At 71.4% G+C, this 16,666-nt stretch carries 15 protein-coding genes; 9 read left to right on the top strand and 6 right to left on the bottom strand.

All coding sequences use genetic code 11. From position 1 onward, the window contains the following. Positions 1-89 precede the first annotated feature (89 nt). Positions 90-608 (top strand): hypothetical protein, encoded by a 519-nt coding sequence (locus ACIBTU_RS11190; protein WP_399125731.1) that lies wholly within the window; start codon positions 90-92, stop codon positions 606-608. Here ACIBTU_RS11190 and ACIBTU_RS11185 read toward each other — a convergent pair. After that, a complete protein-coding gene (locus ACIBTU_RS11185; protein ID WP_399125729.1) occupies positions 585-1,151 on the bottom strand; it encodes an RNA polymerase sigma factor in 567 nt (188 codons plus the stop codon). The two genes, ACIBTU_RS11190 and ACIBTU_RS11185, sit on opposite strands and share 24 nt — an antisense overlap. Positions 1,152-1,830: 679 nt before the next feature. On the opposite strand from ACIBTU_RS11185, the gene ACIBTU_RS11180 reads away from it, so the two are divergent. From ACIBTU_RS11180 to ACIBTU_RS11165, 4 genes are all read left to right on the top strand, one after another. Then, complete coding sequence (locus ACIBTU_RS11180) at positions 1,831-2,352, top strand: toxin-antitoxin system HicB family antitoxin (protein WP_399125728.1); 522 nt, start codon at positions 1,831-1,833, stop codon at positions 2,350-2,352. 121 nt (positions 2,353-2,473) lie between these two features. Then, positions 2,474-3,316 (top strand): DUF4097 family beta strand repeat-containing protein, encoded by an 843-nt coding sequence (locus tag ACIBTU_RS11175; RefSeq protein ID WP_399125727.1) that lies wholly within the window; start codon positions 2,474-2,476, stop codon positions 3,314-3,316. Between the two features lie 176 nt (positions 3,317-3,492). Beyond that, the gene (locus ACIBTU_RS11170) at positions 3,493-4,500 is read left to right on the top strand and encodes an ATP-binding cassette domain-containing protein (RefSeq protein WP_399125807.1); all 1,008 of its coding nucleotides are present in this window, start codon (positions 3,493-3,495) and stop codon (positions 4,498-4,500) included. Continuing rightward, positions 4,497-5,279, top strand: coding sequence for an ABC transporter permease (locus ACIBTU_RS11165; RefSeq protein WP_399125726.1), 783 nt, complete (start codon positions 4,497-4,499; stop codon positions 5,277-5,279). Before ACIBTU_RS11170 ends, ACIBTU_RS11165 begins: the two co-directional genes overlap by 4 nt. An 81-nt stretch (positions 5,280-5,360) precedes the next feature. Here the strand turns inward: ACIBTU_RS11165 and ACIBTU_RS11160 are convergent, their stop codons facing one another. The 3 genes from ACIBTU_RS11160 to ACIBTU_RS11150 form a co-directional block, all read right to left on the bottom strand. Next, positions 5,361-7,109, bottom strand: coding sequence for a GMC family oxidoreductase N-terminal domain-containing protein (locus tag ACIBTU_RS11160; protein WP_399125806.1), 1,749 nt, complete (start codon positions 7,107-7,109; stop codon positions 5,361-5,363). 4 nt (positions 7,110-7,113) lie between these two features. Continuing rightward, entirely contained in the window at positions 7,114-9,045 is a 1,932-nt protein-coding gene (locus ACIBTU_RS11155; protein WP_399125724.1) for an AMP-dependent synthetase/ligase, read from the bottom strand. A 136-nt stretch (positions 9,046-9,181) separates the two neighbouring features. Then, entirely contained in the window at positions 9,182-9,802 is a 621-nt protein-coding gene (locus tag ACIBTU_RS11150) for a TetR/AcrR family transcriptional regulator (RefSeq protein ID WP_399125723.1), read from the bottom strand. A gap of 137 nt (positions 9,803-9,939) precedes the next feature. Between ACIBTU_RS11150 and ACIBTU_RS11145 the strand changes: the two genes are divergently transcribed. The 4 genes from ACIBTU_RS11145 to ACIBTU_RS11130 all read left to right on the top strand — a co-directional run bounded on the left by ACIBTU_RS11145 (position 9,940) and on the right by ACIBTU_RS11130 (position 14,260). Further along, positions 9,940-10,407 (top strand): SCP2 sterol-binding domain-containing protein, encoded by a 468-nt coding sequence (locus ACIBTU_RS11145; RefSeq protein WP_399125722.1) that lies wholly within the window; start codon positions 9,940-9,942, stop codon positions 10,405-10,407. A gap of 14 nt (positions 10,408-10,421) precedes the next feature. Further along, positions 10,422-11,636 (top strand): acyl-CoA dehydrogenase family protein, encoded by a 1,215-nt coding sequence (locus ACIBTU_RS11140; protein ID WP_399125720.1) that lies wholly within the window; start codon positions 10,422-10,424, stop codon positions 11,634-11,636. 308 nt (positions 11,637-11,944) lie between these two features. Continuing rightward, complete coding sequence (locus ACIBTU_RS11135; protein ID WP_399125719.1) at positions 11,945-13,177, top strand: LLM class flavin-dependent oxidoreductase; 1,233 nt, start codon at positions 11,945-11,947, stop codon at positions 13,175-13,177. 3 nt (positions 13,178-13,180) lie between these two features. Next, positions 13,181-14,260, top strand: a complete 1,080-nt coding sequence (locus tag ACIBTU_RS11130) for an alcohol dehydrogenase catalytic domain-containing protein (protein ID WP_399125718.1) — start codon at positions 13,181-13,183, stop codon at positions 14,258-14,260. A gap of 25 nt (positions 14,261-14,285) precedes the next feature. Here ACIBTU_RS11130 and ACIBTU_RS11125 read toward each other — a convergent pair whose 3' ends face one another. Both ACIBTU_RS11125 and ACIBTU_RS11120 read right to left on the bottom strand, forming a co-directional pair. Further along, positions 14,286-14,924: a TetR/AcrR family transcriptional regulator gene (locus ACIBTU_RS11125; RefSeq protein WP_399125717.1), complete on the bottom strand. Its 639-nt coding sequence runs from the start codon at positions 14,922-14,924 to the stop codon at positions 14,286-14,288. A 98-nt stretch (positions 14,925-15,022) separates the two neighbouring features. Continuing rightward, positions 15,023-16,570, bottom strand: a complete 1,548-nt coding sequence (locus ACIBTU_RS11120) for a von Willebrand factor type A domain-containing protein (protein ID WP_399125716.1) — start codon at positions 16,568-16,570, stop codon at positions 15,023-15,025. Between the last annotated feature and the right edge of the window lie 96 nt (positions 16,571-16,666).

The following is a 16,666-nucleotide window of genomic DNA, read 5'->3' as shown; positions in this document are numbered from 1 at the left end:
TCTGGTCTCATGGAGGAAGGGGCCGGCGGACGGCGAAGCACTCCCTCGGATTCCGAGAATTTCTGTGAGACAGGAAAGGGGCACCGGCGATGAGCGGTGGCGGCTGGCCCACGGCCGAGCTGGATCCGGTGCGCCGGTTGAAGGTCATCGCGGCCGCGTCGGGGCGACCCGTCTACGCGGAGCGCCGCTTCGCGTTCCCTGTCGAGCGAGTGTGGGCCGTCGCCTCTGACCTCGAGAACGAACTGCCCCTGCTCGTCTCCGGCTTGCGCTCCTTCGCCGTGGCGCCTGCGGGTGAGGGCGGACGTGCCGCTGCCGGGGACCGTTTCGAAGGGCGGGCGGTCAGCGCGCTGGGGCACCGGGAGCGGTTCGACATCGTGCTGCGGCCCGGCTGGTGCCTGATGCAGAGCGCCGTGCTGGGCAGCGGCATGGCGGCCAGGGCGGACGGTGACGACGGCTGCCTCTTCGCCTTCTACAGCAGCCTGCGGATTCCCGGCGGGCAGCTCGCGGACCGGGTCCGGGCCCCGTGGTCCGCGCGCCGCGCCGAACGGATGCTGGACCGGCTGGCCGAACGGGTCGCCTCCGGGTCAGTCCCACCCCGAGCGGAATGACCTACGGGCCCGGAAGAGCCGGGACCTGACCGTCCCGACGGGGACCTCGAGCAGCTCCGCGACCTCCTGCTCGCCGAGTCCTTCCACGTGCCGCAGCACCAGGACCGCGCGGTGCTCGGGGGCCAGGCGCCGCAGCACATCCGCGATGTCGGAGGCCAGTTCGGGATCTTCCCCGGTCGTCGTGGGCAGCTCGTCCCACTCCGCCCGCTCCACCGGCACGGTCTGGCGGCGACGGCGCCGCTCCGCCCATCTGATCGCCTCCCGCACCGCGATCGCCCGAACCCAACCGAACAGCGCGGCCGGCTCCTTGAGCCGGCCGATCCCCCGGAAGACCGCGATCAGCGCCTCCTGCGCCGCGTCCGGCCCGTCCTGCAGCGCGATCGGCCCGCAGATCCGGCCCACGTACGGAGCGAGAACGCCGAGCAGCTCGTCCATGGCCAGCGCGTCGCCGCTCTGCGCGCCCCGCACCAACTCCGCGACCGCCTCGGGCCCCGGCCCGGACCCAGGCCCTGGCCCCGCCCCACCCGTCCCGTCGAAAGGCATGGGGGTGACCCTAGTGCGGAGAGCGGGGGCCGGGTGGGGCTCGCCCTCGGCCGCCGCGTCACGCGGGCTTCGCCCCGGTCGGCATGGGGCCCTCGTCGGGACATGCCGCCGAGACCCGACGGAGTGTCCGGGACCGCTCCGATGCGAGGAGGTGGCACTCGTCAGTCCGACGACGGCTCCCTCCCGATGACAGCGGGCGCAGCCCTGCCCAACCCCTGCACGACTCCGGCACCAGCCGGCACCGTCCGACGTCGCGTGACCCCCATGTGCACCGTCCGACGTCGCGTGGCACCCGGTGGCACCACCTGGCATCACGTGGCACCAGAGGGTGCCACCAGTGACATCTCGCGCGCCCGTGGGCGCCGCCCACCCCCGGCCGCCGCCACCTCTCCCCACGTCTCCCTCCACGCTCCGACGCCACCCGTGACGACGACCGTCCCGCCCCATCAAGCCTCCCTCAGCCCATCAACTCCCGCCCGCCGTACGGGCATAACACCTGAACCGCACCGAATCCCGACCCGCAGCACCTCCCATCCAGCCCTGCCGGTCACACCCGCCCGAACCTCAACCTCCCCTCCAGATGCCACGCGGCACCGGATGGCACCACCGAGCGCCACCGTGGCACCAAATTTCCCCACACGGCTTGCGTATGGCGCCATAGTGGTGCCACTATGACGTCATGGACCTGAAGCCGTACGTCGAGTCGCTCCAACGGGAGCTCGCGGTGGCCGCCGAAGCCGGTGGCGACGAAGCCCGCGCCCTGGCCGAGCGCCTCACCGCCCCTCTGGAGTCGGCGACCCGACTGACCCTGCTCAACGCCCTGTCCGCCGCGATGGACGAGATCACCGTCGAGCTCGCCCCGGGTTCGGTCGACGTACGGCTGCGCGGGCTCGACCCCGACTTCGTGGTGACTCCACCCCCGAGCGACGCCCCGCGCGCCGAGCCCCCGGTGGCGGCCCCTGTCCTGCCCACGCCCGTGCCCGTCGCCGAGACGGACGAGGGCGGGACGGCCCGGGTCAATCTGCGACTGCCGGCGCACCTCAAGGCCCGCGCCGAGGAGGCGGCGAACCGTGAGGGACTGTCGGTCAACGCCTGGCTCGTCCGCGCCGTGTCGGGCGCCCTCGACGCCGGCGGCACCACCCCGCGCCCCCAGGAGAAGAGCCGCTCCGCAGGACAGAGCTTCACCGGCTGGGTGCGCTGACCGGGCCCGCTCCCGAACACACACACCTCACCTGACGCCACCCCGCCCGACTCCACCCCCCTCACTTCCACCACGTCCCACCAGCAGGGACGCCCACCCGACCCAGAAGGACGGAACAGCCATGCCTTCTTTCGACACTCCGGACCCGATCTCCGTCACCGCTCACGTGGGCGCCGGCTCCATCCGGTTCACCGCGAGCGACCGGCCCGACACCGTCGTCGAGGTCCGTCCCGCCGGTCCGAAGCGGGACAAGGACATCAAGGCCGCCGAGCAGACCGAGGTCTCGTACACGGGCGGCGTCCTGACCGTGCGGACGCGGGAGCGGCGCTTCATCGGCCCCAGCGGCGCCGTCGACGTGACGGTCGAACTGCCCACCGGCTCCCGCGTCGACGTGACCGGGTCCTGGACCCAGGTGCTCGGCGACGGGCGGCTCGGCGAGGTCCACGTGAAGACCTCCGGCGGGAACATCCGTCTCGACGAGACCGGGCCGCTCCAGGTCAGCGCCGCGCACGGCGCGATCCACGTCACCCGCGTCGAGGGTGCCGCCGACCTCTCCACAAGCTCCGGCAACGTGCGCGTCGGCGTCATCGACGGCACCGCCGTCCTCAAGAACTCCCACGGCAACATCACCGTCGGCACCGTGACCGGCGAGCTCCGGGCCAGCGGCGCGCACGGCGAGGTCGACATCACCCGCGCCGAGGACTCGGTCACCGCCACCACGGCGTACGGCACTCTGCGGCTCGGCGAAGTCGCCTCCGGGGTCGTCCAGCTGGACACCGGATACGGCAGCATCGACGTCGGGGTCCGCGAGGGCACCGCCGCCTGGCTCGACGTCAACTCGGCGCACGGGCAGGTGCACAACACCCTCGCCGACGCCGCCCCGCCCGCGGAGACGGAGGGCACCGTCAAGATCCACGCCCGCACCCGCGCGGGCAACATCGAGGTCCGCCGCGCCCGCCCCTGAGCCCCGCCACCCGCGAGCGGCCCCCGCACCAGCGCCCCGACCCCGGCTTTCACCTGCGCCACCCGGCGCACCATCACCTTCATCATCACGGCCACTTTCACCATCACGGCCACCTTCACCTTCACCCTCACCTTCACCCCGGCCCCCACCAGGAGGGCTCCATGCCTTCATCTGTCATGCCCACGTCCACAGCAGTCACCTCGGCCTCTACCGCCCCCGCCATCTCCGCCGTCGGCCTCCGCAAGTCCTACGGCGACAAGACCGTCCTCGACGGCATCGATCTGCGTATCCCCGCCGGCAGTGTCTTCGCCCTGCTCGGGCCGAACGGCGCCGGCAAGACCACCACCGTGGAGATCCTCTCCACCCTGGTCGGCGCGGACGGCGGCCACGCCCAGGTCGCGGGCCACGACATCGCCGCCGAACCCGACGCCGTACGTGCCGCGATCGGCGTCACCGGCCAGTTCGCCGCGCTCGACAATCTCCTCAGCGCCGAGGAGAACCTGCTGCTCATGGCCGACCTGCTGCGCCTCGGCCGACGCGAGGGCCGGGCCCGCACCCAGGCGCTCCTCGAACGGTTCGACATCGCGGACGTCGCCAAGAACCGCGCCGCGACCTTCTCCGGCGGCATGCGCCGCCGACTCGACCTTGCGATGACCCTGGTCGGCGACCCTCAGGTGATCTTCCTGGACGAGCCGACGACCGGGCTCGACCCGCGCAGCCGCCGCACCATGTGGGACACCGTGCGCGGGCTCGTAGCGAACGGCACCACCGTCTTCCTGACCACCCAATATCTTGAGGAGGCCGACCAGTTGGCCGACCGGATCGCCGTGCTCGACGGCGGCCGGATCGTCGCCGAGGGCACCGCCGACGAGCTCAAGGCGCAGATCCCCGGCAGTCACGTCCGCCTGCGCTTCGACGACCTCGCCGCCTACGAACAGGCGGGAGCCGCCTTCCCGAGCGCGGCCCGTGACGACGAGAACCTCGCCCTGCGGCTCGCGGGCGGCGGTGACCTCGACGCGCTGCGCGCCCTCTTCGACCGGCTCGACGCCGCCGGGGTCCATACCGCCGACTTCTCCGTGCACACCCCCGACCTGGACGACGTGTTCCTCGCCCTGACCGGCGAGGGCACGGGCACCACCGACCCCGCCGCCGCCCAGCTGCACATCAAGGAGACCCTGCGATGAGTTCACTCGCCTACGCCGTGCACGACTCCCGGATCATGCTGCGGCGCAACCTCAAGCACGCCGTCCGCTACCCGGCGGTGGGCTTCGGCAGCGCCCTGACGCCGATCCTGATGCTGCTGCTGTTCGCGTACGCCTTCGGTGACTCGATCGGCGCCGGCATGGGCGGCGGTCGCGACACCTACGTGAACTATCTGACGCCCGGCATCATCATCATGGGCGTCGCGTCCGGGTCGATGTCGACCTCGATCGCGGTCTGCCAGGACATGACCGAAGGCATCATCAACCGCTTCCGCACCATGCCCATCACCCGCTCCTCGTTCATGACCGGGCATGTGATCGGCAGCGTCGTACAGACGATGGCGTGTCTCGTGCCGGTCGTCGGTGTCGCGTTCGCCGTCGGCTTCCGCTCGGACGCGACCGCGCTGGAGTGGCTGGCGGCGGCCGGGCTCCTGGCCGCGATCGCGTTCGCCGTGACCTGGCTGTCGGCGGCGCTCGGTCTGATCTCCAAGACGGTCGAGTCCGCGAGCAACAAGCCGCTGCTCGTCCAGTTCCTCCCCTTCCTCGGCTCCGCCTTCGTGCCGGCCGACTCCATGTCACCGGGCCTGCGCTGGTTCGCCGAGAACCAGCCCTTCACCCCCATGACGGAGACGCTGCGCGGGCTGCTGTCGGGTACGGAGATCGGCAACAGCGGGTGGATCTCGCTGGCCTGGTGCACGGTCATCGCCTCCATCGGCTACGTCTGGTCCCGCTCGAGGTTCAACAGCACCACCAAGCGCTGACCGAACGCTGTCCATTCGCTGACCGTCCGCTGACCGGCCCCCCGCGCACCACCGGCCGAAGGCCGTCTCACCGCCGCCGGCTCACCACCTCAGCGCGCCGAACGCCCCCGCCGGAACGGTCGGGGCCTTCGGCATGACGGGGCTCAGGTCCGCGTACGCGGCCCCCGGTTCTGGCCGCGGGTCCTTCTCCCCTTTGTTCGGCCAGTACGACATGGCCCGCTCGGCCTGCGCCGTGATCGTCAGGGACGGATTGACCCCGAGGTTCGCGGAGACCGCCGAACCGTCCACCACCGAGATCCCCGGGTGCCCGTGCAGCCGGTGATAGGCGTCGACGACCCCGCGCTCCGGCGTCGCGCCGATCGGGCAGCCGCCGAGGAAGTGGGCGGTGAGCGGCTTGCCGAGCAGTTCACCGAGGTTCGTGCCGGCGAAGCCGTTGATGGACTCGGCGATCAGGCCCGCCGCCTCCCAGCCCTCCGGGATGTGCACGGGGTTGGGCGTGCCGTGGCCCTGTTCGGCGGTGAGCAGCCCGCGCCGGGTCAGGCTCGTGGTGAGGGAGTTGTCGTGGGTCTGCATGACGAGGCCGATGATGGTCCGCTCGGACCAGCGGCGCAGTACGACGGTGCGGGCGACGAGGACCGGGTGGGAGAGGAAGGCGAGGGCGGCGGCGAGCGGCTTGGGCAGGTTCTGGCGGTACTGCGGGACGCAGATGAGGGCCATGAGGTTGGAGCCCTTGCCGTAGCGGACGTTCTCGATGTGGGTGGTGGGGTTCGGGTGGACGGACGAGGTGATGGCGACGCCGCGGGTGAAGTCGATGTCCTTGCGGCCGAGCCGGCGTGGCCAGGTCAGGGCGCCGACCAGGGCCTCGGAGTTGGTGCGGGTGAGCACGCCGAGCCGGTCCGAGAGGCGGGGCAGGGTTCCGTCGGCTTTCATGCGGTGCAGCAGGGTCTGGGTGCCGTAGGTGCCGGCGGCGAGGACGACGCGGCGGGCGCGCAGCACGGTGCGGCGGCCGCGGCGCTGTCTGTTCGTGGGCACGGTGGTGATCTCGTGCGTGCCGTCGGTGAGTTCGCGGACGGAGGTGACCGTGGTCATGGGGCGGACCTCGGCGCCGGCCCGTTCGGCGAGGTGGAGGTAGTTCTCGGTGAGGGTGTTCTTGGCGCCGACGCGGCAGCCGGTCATGCAGGATCCGCACTCGGTGCAGGCGGTGCGGGCGGGTCCGGCACCGCCGAAGTAGGGATCGGGAACTTCCGTGCCGGGCCCGGCCGTTGTCGAACCGTCGGCGTCCTCACCGTCGCCGAAGAACACGCCCACGGGCGTGAGCCGGAAGGTGTCCCCCGCGCCCATCCGTCCGGCCGCGTCCCGCAGCAGTTCGTCGGCCTCGGTGGTGGTGGGGTTGGTGCGCACGCCGAGCATGCGGCGGGCCTGGTCGTAGTACGGAGCGAGTTCGCGCTGCCAGTCGGTGATGTCGGCCCACTGGCGGTCGCGGAAGAAGGGGGTCGGGGGTACGTAGAGAGTGTTGGCGTAGTTGAGGGATCCGCCGCCCACGCCGGCGCCGGCGAGCACCATGACGTTCTTCATCAGGTGGATGCGCTGGATGCCGTACATGCCGAGGCGGGGTGCCCAGAGGTAGTCGCGGAGGGTGAGGGAGGTGCGGGGCAGGGTGTCGCGGGTGTGGCGGCGGCCGGCTTCGAGGACGGCGACGCGGTAGCCCTTCTCGGTGAGCCGGAGGGCGGAGACGGAGCCGCCGAATCCGGAGCCCACGACGACGACGTCGTAGTCGGTGCCGGGCTCGCACTGAGACTCGGGCTCGCACTGAGACTCGGGCTCGGGCACAGACTCAGGCACCGTAGAGCTCCTCGATCTCGCGGGCGTACGCCGTCATGACCGCTGTTCGTTTGATCTTCAGGGAGGGGGTGAGCAGTCCGTTGTCCTCGGTGAACTCGCCGTCGACCAGGGTGAACTTGCGGATGGACTCGGCGCGGGAGACGGCCTCGTTGGCGTAGTCGACGGCCTTCTGGACGGCGGCGACGATGCGCGGGTCGGCGATCACCTCGGAGATGGGGGTGTCGGCGGGCAGTTTGCGCACGCTGAGCCAGTGGGCGACGGACTCGGGTTCCAGGGTGATGAGGGCGGCGATGTACGAGCGGTTGTCGCCGACGACGATGCACTGGCCGACGGGTGAGCGGCTGCGCAGGCGGTCCTCCAGGACGGCCGGGGAGACGTTCTTGCCGCCGCTGGTGACGAGGATGTCCTTCTTGCGGCCGGTGATGCGGAGGTAGCCGTCGGCGTCGAGTTCGCCGAGGTCGCCGGTGGCGAACCAGCCGTCGGAGTCGAGGACTTCGTCGGTCGCCGTGCGGTTCTGCCAGTAGGCGCCGAAGACGATGCCGCCCTTGACGAGCACCTCGCCGTCGTCGGCGATCCGGATCGTGGTGCCGGGCACGGGGAGGCCGACGGTGCCGGGGCGCGGGCGCAGGGGTGGGGTGATGGTGGCGGCGGCCGAGGTCTCGGTGAGGCCGTAGCCCTCGTAGACGACGATGCCGGCTGTGTAGAAGAAGAGGTTGAGATTGCGGTCGAGGGGGGAGCCGCCGCTGATGGCGTAGCGCAGGCGGCCGCCGAGTTCCTTGCGGACGCGGCGGTAGACGAGGAGGTCGTAGAGGCCGGTGGCGAGCCGGAGGGCGGGGGCCGGGCCCTGGCCGCCGTCCAGGAAGCGGGTGAGGTGGGCTTCGGCGAACCGGACGGCGATGCGGTCGGCCCGTTCGAAGGAGGCGCCGCGTCCGATCTTCTCTGCTGTGGCGCGTCCGGTCTCGTGGATCTTCTCGAAGAGGTAGGGGACGCCGACGACGAAGGTGGGGCGGAAGGAGCGGAGTTCCGGGCGGAGCTCGTCGGGCTTGATGCTCGGGCAGTGGCCGAGTTCGATGCGGGCGAGCTGGCAGGCGATCTGGATGGTGCGGCCGAGGATGTGGGCGAGGGGGAGGAAGAGGAGGGTGGAGGCGGTCTGGCCGGTGATGGCCTTGAAGATGGGGTGGAGGAGCTCGACGGTGTTGGCGGCCTCGGCGTGGAGGTTGCCGTGGGTGAGGACGCAGCCCTTGGGGCGTCCGGTGGTGCCGGAGGTGTAGCAGACGGTGGCGATGGTGTCGGGGGTGAGGGCGGTGCGCCTCTTGGTGACTTCCTCGTCGGGTATGTCGCGGCCCAGCGTGGCGAGTTCGAGCACGGCGCCGGCGTCGAGCTGCCGGACGGTGGGGCGGTCGGCTTCGGGGAGCGCGGCGAGGGCGGTCTCGGCGGCCGCGGCGTTCTCCGGGGTCTCGACGATGAGGTGGCGGGCGCCGGAGTCCCGCAGGATCCATTCGATCTGCTCGGGTGAGGAGGTGGCGTAGACGGGGACGGTCTGGCCGCCGGCGGCCCAGATCGCGAAGTCGAGGACGGACCACTCGTAGCGGGTGCGGGACATGAGGGCGACGCGGCCGCCGGGTTCGAGTCCGGTGGCGATCAGCCCCTTGGCGGCGGCGGTGATCTCGCGGGCGAAGGCGGCCGCGGTGACCGGCTTCCACTCCCCCGCCTCCTTGCGGCGCAGGACGACGGCGCCCGGGTCCTCGGCGGCGTTCGTGTACGGGATGTCGGCGGGGGTGGAGCCGTCGGCGGGTGGTGCGGCGAGCGGGGCGACGTGCGCCTGCCGGACGGTTCCGTTTTCGTCCCTGACGAGTTCGGGTCTGGCCCGTTCGGCGAGGTCGCCTCGCTTCCCGGCCCGCTTCAGATCCTTGCGTACGCCCATGACGGCTCCCGGTCGCGCGGCTGCTGGACTCCGGTGCTTGCTCGTACTTACTGGGAGGTCAACTTACCCACGCGTAAGGAAAATTCAACGGGTCACGCAGGAATCCGTACGGGAGGACGGGAAGACGGGAGGGGAGTCAGTCGCGGGGCAGCCAGGCCTCGCCGTCGAGCACGTCGCGCATGCCCACCCACACCATGTTCATGAGCCGCAGGGCGACGCCCTCGGGCGACTGGCCCGGGTTCTGCTCGGTCCAGTCGGTGAGCGAGTCGGCGGCGCCGACCAGGGCGTGGGCGACGAAGTCGGCGTCCTGGTCGCGCAGTCGCTCGCCGCGACCGCTGTCGCTGATGCCGTCGCTGATCAGCCCGGCCACCTCGGCCATCACCGCGCGGCGCGCCTCGGCGACGGTCGCGGCGATCGCCTCGCTGAGCTCGGAGGCCTGGCGGTGGAGTACGACCCAGCTGTCGCGGTGCTCGGCGACGAAGGCGAAGAACGCCGAGAGGCCCGCGTAGAGCCGCAGTTCGGGGGCGGCGCCGGCGCCCCGTGCCGCGTCCTGGAACGCGGTGACCAGACGGGCGGCCTCGCGCCGCAGGCAGGCCAGGAACAGGCCCTCTTTGGAATCGAGGTAGAGATAGACCATCGGCTTGGAGATCCCGGCGAGTTCGGCGATCTCGTCGACACTGGCCGCGTGATATCCGCGCTTGGCGAAGACGTGCACGGCCACGTCGATGATCTGCTGCTCGCGCACTTCGCGCGGCACGCGCTTGCGCCGTCCTGCCGTGCGCCCTTGAGTCGCTCCCCGTGTCCCCGTCACCCTTGTCAGCCTATCTACGTCGCCGTAACCTTACCAAGCAGTAATCTTACTGATTAGTAAGAACCTTAACGAGGGAGACTTCCATGAGCGGTGCCGACGAGATCGCGGGCCTCGACTTCGCGAGCGTCACACCCCAGGAGTTCGCACGGATCGTCAAGGGCCTGTCCGCGAAGGAGATCAACGAGATCGCGCAGGACGCCGAGCTGCGCGGCCGCGTCCTGAAGGAGGTCTTCGGGCGCATGGAGCGGCAGTTCAAGCCCGAGGTCGCCGGGCAGCTCGAGGCGCTGATCCGGTGGAAGGTCACGGGTCAGGGCGACCAGCCGGAGGCCGTCTACGAGACGCACGTCTCGAAGGGCACCTGCACGGTCACCGAGGGCCGTTCGGACGCGGAGCCGCGCGTCACGCTCATCATGGGCGACGCCGACTTCCTCAAGCTGGTCTCGGGCAACTCCTCGCCCGTCACCATGTTCATGATGCGCAAGGTCAAGATCGCGGGCGATGTCGCGCTCGCCTCCGGCCTGACCCGCTACTTCGACATCCCGAAGGCCTAGGGGGCGCGGCCGGCATGGTGTTCTCTCTCGAACTGGACGAGGAGCAGCGGGAGCTGCGGGACTGGGTGCACGGATTCGCGGCAGAGGTCGTGCGTCCCGCTGCCGCCGAGTGGGACGAGCGCGAGGAGACTCCCTGGCCGGTGATCCGGGAGGCCGCGAAGATCGGCCTGTACGGGTTCGAGTCGCTGGCCGAGCTGTTCGGCGACCCGACCGGGATCTCCTTGCAGATCGCCAACGAGGAGCTGTTCTGGGGCGACGCGGGCATCGGCATGTCACTGTTCGGCACCTCGCTCGCGGTGGCCGGGATCTTCTCGTCCGGGACGCCCGACCAGCTGGCCGAGTGGGTGCCGCAGTGCTTCGGCGACGAGGCGGACCCGAAGCTCGCCGCGTTCTGCGTGTCCGAGCCGCAGGCCGGTTCGGACGTGTCGGCGATGCGGACGCGCGCCCGCTACGACGAAGCCCGGGACGAGTGGGTTCTGAACGGCCAGAAGGCCTGGATCACCAACGGCGGCATCGCGAACGTGCACGTGGTCGTCGCCTCCGTCGACCCGGAACTGGGCTCGCGCGGCCAGGCCGCGTTCATCGTGCCGCCGGGCACCCCGGGCCTCGAAGGCGCCCGCAAGATCAAGAAGCTGGGCCTGCGCGCCTCGCACACCGCCGACGTCTTCCTCGACGACGTACGGGTCCCGGGCCACTGCCTGCTCGGCGGCAAGGAGAAGCTCGACGCCCGCCTCGCGCGGGCCCGCGAGGGCACCCGGGGCGGTCGCGGACAGGCCGCGATGTCCACGTTCGAGGTCAGCCGTCCGACGGTCGGCGCCCAGGCACTCGGCATCGCCCGCGCCGCGTACGAGTACGCCCTCGACTACGCGGGCGAGCGCGAGGCGTTCGGCCGCCCGATCATCGACAACCAGGCCATCGCCTTCGCCCTCGCGGACATCCGTACGGAGATCGAGGCCTGCCGCCTCCTCATCTGGCAGGCCGCGTGGATGGCCCGCAACAACAAGACCTTCGACGCGGGCCAGGGCTCGATGTCGAAGCTCCGCGCGGGCGAGCTGGCGGTCTCGGCGACGGAGAAGGCGATCCAGGTCCTCGGCGGCGCCGGCTACAGCCGCGAGCACCCGGTGGAGCGCATGTACCGGGACGCGAAGATCTACACCATTTTCGAGGGCACGAGCGAGATCCAGCGCCTGGTCATCGCCCGGGCGATCTCGGGGCGGCACATCCGGTAGACGCTCCACACGTCCGGTAGACCCACCGGGCGTCCCGCAGACCCACCACATCCGAGAGAAGTCGATTCAGGCCCGCGCTGGTTCCCCACGCAGCGCGGGCCTGAGGCATGCCCGGGGGGCGGTCCCGGTCAGCGGTAAAAGTTCTATCACGTGATTGAAATGCGTGATACACAACCAGGCGTCGGGCCCGCTTCGCCAGGGATGCCCGAGTGCTCCCGTGACCGCTCTGCCAGACGCACCCAGGCGCAACCAGGTGCAACCAGGTGCAACCAGGTGCAACGCAGCGTCAAGTGAGGGGAAGTTCAACGATGTGGACGGCCGAATCACTGAAGTTCGGGGCCTTCCTCGCCCCGTTCCACCCGCTGGACGCGGATCCCGCGCTCCAGTTGCGGCGGGACATCGATCTCATGACCCATCTGGACCACCTCGGGTTCGAGGAGGCGTGGATGGGTGAGCACCATTCGACGGGGGCCGAGATCGTGCCCGCGCCGGACCAGTTCATCGCGGCGGCGGCCGAGCGGACGTCCCGGATCCGGTTCGGCACGGGTGTGGTCTCGCTGCCGTACCACCATCCGCTGATCACCGTCGACCGCATCACGCAGCTCGATCTGCAGACCCGGGGCCGGGTGATCCTGGGGACCGGTCCGGGGAAGATCCCGCTGGACGCGCGCATGATGGGCATCGACCCGGCCGAGCAGCGGCGCATGCAGGGCGAGGCGCTGGAGGTCGTGCTGCCGCTGCTGCGCGGCGAGGTGGTGTCGCGGGAGACGGACTGGTTCACGCTGTGCGAGGCCCGCGCCCAGTTGCCGACGTACGATCCGGCCGGCATCGAGGTCGTCGCCGCCTCCACCGTCTCCCCGAACGGCTCGGTGCTCGCGGGGAGGCACGGCCTGTCGCTGCTGTCGCTCGCCGCGAGCTCGCCCGCCGGGTTCGACGCGCTCGACCGCAACTGGGAGATCTACGAGAAGGTCTCCGCCGAGCACGGACATGTCGCCGACCGCTCCCGCTGGCGCCTGGTCAACCCGATGTTCCTCGCCGAGACGCAGGCCGACGCCGAGCGCGCGGTCAGCCGCCGTATCCAGGCCATGGCCGCGTACGCGAACCGGCAGAACGGCCGCTACCCCGACTGGGCCGACACCCCGCAGGGCGTCATCGACTTCTGGCGCCACAACTCCCTCGGCGAGTTCGGACAGGCCGTCATCGGCACCCCGGACCAGGCCATCGCCCGGATCGAGGCGCTCATCGAGAAGACGGGCGGCTTCGGCACGATGCTGGTGCTGCACGTCGACATGGCCAACTGGGAGGACACCAAGCGCAGTTACGAGCTGTTCGCCTCCGAGGTCGTCCCGCACTTCCGCAACCGGAACCGGAACCGTCAGGCCAGCCTCCAGTTCGCCGAGGACCACCGCGAGCAGCTGATCGGGCAGCTGGCCGGGGCGATCACCAAGGCGCACACCGAGTACTACGGCGAGCCCAGGACATCCGGCGAGGCACCGGCCGGGGCCTCCACTGAGGCGCCGGTCGGCGTGAAGGAGGCCTGAGCCATGCGCGCGGTGCAGTTCCTCAAGGGCGAGTTCCGCCTCGCCGACGTGCCCGAACTCCCGCCTCTCGGCCCGCGTCAGCTCCGCGTCGAGGTCGCCGCGTGCGGCATCTGCGGCAGCGATCTGACGGTGTCGAAGGACGCGGACCGGTTCTGCGAGGTGATCGAGGGCGCCGACTATCCGCTCGCCCGGTTCGATCCGGAGCGCCCGATCGTGCTCGGCCACGAGTTTTCCGGCGTCGTCACGGAGGCGGGCGCCGAGGTGGGTGACTTCTCCGTCGGCGACCGCGTCGCGGGCCTCGGCATCGTCACCGATCCGGCCACCGGCGTCCCGACGATCATCGGCTACTCGAACACGTACCACGGGGCGTTTGGCGACTTCATCACCGTCGACGCGTTCTGGGCCCGTCACGTGCCCGACGGGCTCTCCCTGGAGCACGCGGCGCTCGCCGAACCGCTGCACGTCGGCGAGATGCACGTCCAGCGCTCCGGGCTCACCGCCGCGGACTCGGCACTGGTGATCGGCTGCGGCACGATCGGCCTCGGCGCGATCGTCGCGGCGAAGGCCCGCGGCGTCCGTACGGTCATCGCCTCCGAGCCCTCGCCCAAGCGCCGCGAACTCGCCGCGAGGATGGGCGCGGACCATGTCGTCGACCCCGCCGAGCAGGACCCGATCGAGCTCTACAACTCCCTTGTCCAGCAAGGCGAGGCAACGGGGACGGGCGGCGGGATCCTCATCGCGTACGAGTGCAGCGGGCGGGCCGGGATGCTGGGCGGGCTGCTGCACCGGCTCCCGTACGACTCACGGATCCAGGTCCTCGCGGCGCCGTTCGCCGACGAGACGATCATCCCCGTGGTCGGTCAACTGCGGCGCATCGCCGTGAACTTCGGCCACGGGCCCACCGAGAACGCGTACGAGACGGTGCTGCGGCGCCTGGCCGACGGCGAGATCGACGCCGAGGCGATCATCACGTCCCGCATTCCCCTCGACGAGGTCCCCGAGGCCTTCGCCGCTCTGCGCTCCCCCGCCGAACACGTGAAGATCCTCGTGCTCCCCCACGGCACAGGCCACCAGCAGGACTGATCCGGCAACGTCCCAACCGCGGGGCTCAGCCGAGCATGCGTTCGGCGCCGCCGATGACGAAGGTGACCAGGTCCTCGTAGAACTCGACGAGTTCGTCGCGGCCGAGGCGGGCGCCCCGGCCGCCGAGCCCGTCGGCGTGGCTGAGCATCTGGAGGAAGCCCATCACCACCAACGGCCAGCGCAGGTCGATCCGTTCGGCGTCGCAGTCGGGGAAGGCACGGCCCACCTGCTCGCGCAGGCTCGCGGCGACGGCGTCCTGGCCGGTGGACTCGATGGCCGGGCGGCCGTCGCGCGAGATCTGCACCACGATCTGCACCCAGCGCATGCCGCGCACCCGGTGGCGCAGCAGCAGGGCGAGGTACGGGTCGGTGAGGGCGCGCACCACCTCGGCGGGCGTGGGCGCCTCGCGCCGCTCGGCCAGGGCCTCGCAGTTCGCCGCGATCTCGTCGCGGACGGCGGCGCCGACGCCGAGGAGGACGGCCGCCACCAGGTTCTCCTTCGAACCGAAGTGGTAGTGCACGGAGGCCGGTCCCTGGCCCGCCGCGGCGTTGACCGCGCGGACCGAGACGGCGTCCACGCCCTGGGTGGCGAAGAGGCGCTCCGCCGCCTTGATCAACTGCTGCCGGGTGGCGTCACCCTGCCGGTTCGCTGCGCTGGAGGCCATGCCCGGCAGCATAGACCAGCGGCTTCCGACATCCATCGATCGATTGAATCAGTTGATCAAAAACTGATCAGCGACAGGAACGACCGGAATCTACCTGCCTAGGCCCGCCGTAGCCCATCCGCCTCCTCGATCGCCTGGGCCAGGTCCCGCACGTCCGGGTCCTCGGTGGACGCGCCCAACTCCCGTACGTGTGCGGCGAGTCGGTCGAGGGACGGCTCGCCGGGGAACGGGGTGCTGCCCGAGCCGCCGAGGCGGTGGGCGAAGTAGGCGGCGGCCGCGGACAGGCGCAGCCGGGGCGGGGTCTCCTCCGACCACAGGGGGCGGTCGAGGGCGGCGGCCGAGACGGTGCCGCTGCGCTCGCGCGGGGCCCGGCTGTCGGGGTCGAGCCAGCGGACGGTGGCCCGGGCGACGCGGCCCTCGGCGCCCTCGCGGAGCTTGACGGCGTAGAGAGCGGTCACGGTGTGGCCGGGGCCGACCTCGCCGCCGTCGACGGTGTCGTCGCGGAAGTCGTCGTCGGCGACGCGCCGGTCGTCGTAGCCGAGGAGCCGGAAGTCGGTGACGTTCTCGCGGTCGAAGACGACCTGGGCCTTGGCGTCGCGGGCGCGCAGCTGCACGGTGGCGGGCAGCTGGTCGACGAAGACCTTGCGGGCGTCGGCGGGGGTGGAGACGTAGGTGGTGTGGCCGTCGCCCTTGTCGGCGAGCCGCTCCATCAGGGCGTCGCCGTAGTCGCTGCCGACGCCGACGCCGAACAGGGTGATGCCGTGCTCGCGGCGGGCGTCCCCGATCCGTTCGAGGATGGCGTCGGCGGAGGTCTCGCCGGTGTTGGCGAGGGCGTCGGACAGCAGCACGACGCGGTTGGTGGCGCCGTGCCGCACGCCTTCGACGGCGGTGTCGTAGCCGGTGCGGATGCCCGCGTCGAGGTTGGTGGAGTCGGTGGGTTCGAGCCGGTCGACGGCCTGGTGGACGCGGTCGCGGGCGGAGCCGTCGCGGGCGCCGAGACGGGTCATCGGCAGGACGGTCTCGGCCTCGTCGCTGAAGGTGACGACGGCGATGGAGTCGTCGGCGCCGAGCTGGTCGGTGAGCGTGCCGAGGGACTCCTTGACGAGGTCGAGGCGTCCCGGTTCGGCCATGGAGCCGGAGATGTCGATGACGAACGTGAGGGCGGCGGGCGGGCGTTCGCCGGAGGCGGAGGCCTGGGCCGTGGCGAGGCCGACCCGCATGAGCCGCCAGCCGTCGGCGCCGGAGCGGGCGCCGTCCACGGTCACCGAGAAGCCGTTGCCGTCGGGGCGCCGGTAGCCCTGCCGGAAGCTGTTGACGAACTCCTCGGGGCGCACGGTGTGCGGCTCCGGCAGCCGGCCGTCGGCGAGGGTGCGCCGGGCGTAGCCGTAGGAGGCGGTGTCGACATCGAGGGCGAAGGTCGAGCGGTTGTCGCTCATGTCGCGGTGCTCGTCGTCGGGGGCGACGGAGGCGGCCGCGCCACCGGGGCCCGAGCCGACGGCCGGCATCCGCTTGCTCTCGTCGGAGGCCAGGTTGTCGCCCGACGCGCCGCAGCCGGTGAGCAGCAGCCCGCCGGCGAGCGCGGCCGCGGCCAGCGCGCCGCCGCGGCGCCTCCTCCGGCCGCGGGCCCTGTCCGTACGGTCTTCCATGCCGCTCCTCCCGTCGCGTCACACGCCGGCGTCACCGGCGTCCTTGTGACTGTGACGTGGGAGGCGGCCGGAATGTTCGTCCCGGGCGGTTGCGCC

The sequence above is a fragment of the Streptomyces sp. NPDC050145 genome (assembly GCF_044460245.1).
In the GTDB taxonomy this organism is placed as follows: Bacteria; Actinomycetota; Actinomycetes; order Streptomycetales; family Streptomycetaceae; genus Streptomyces.
Note: the sequence above shows the minus strand (reverse complement) of the source record. Positions and strands in the feature narration are given on the sequence as shown.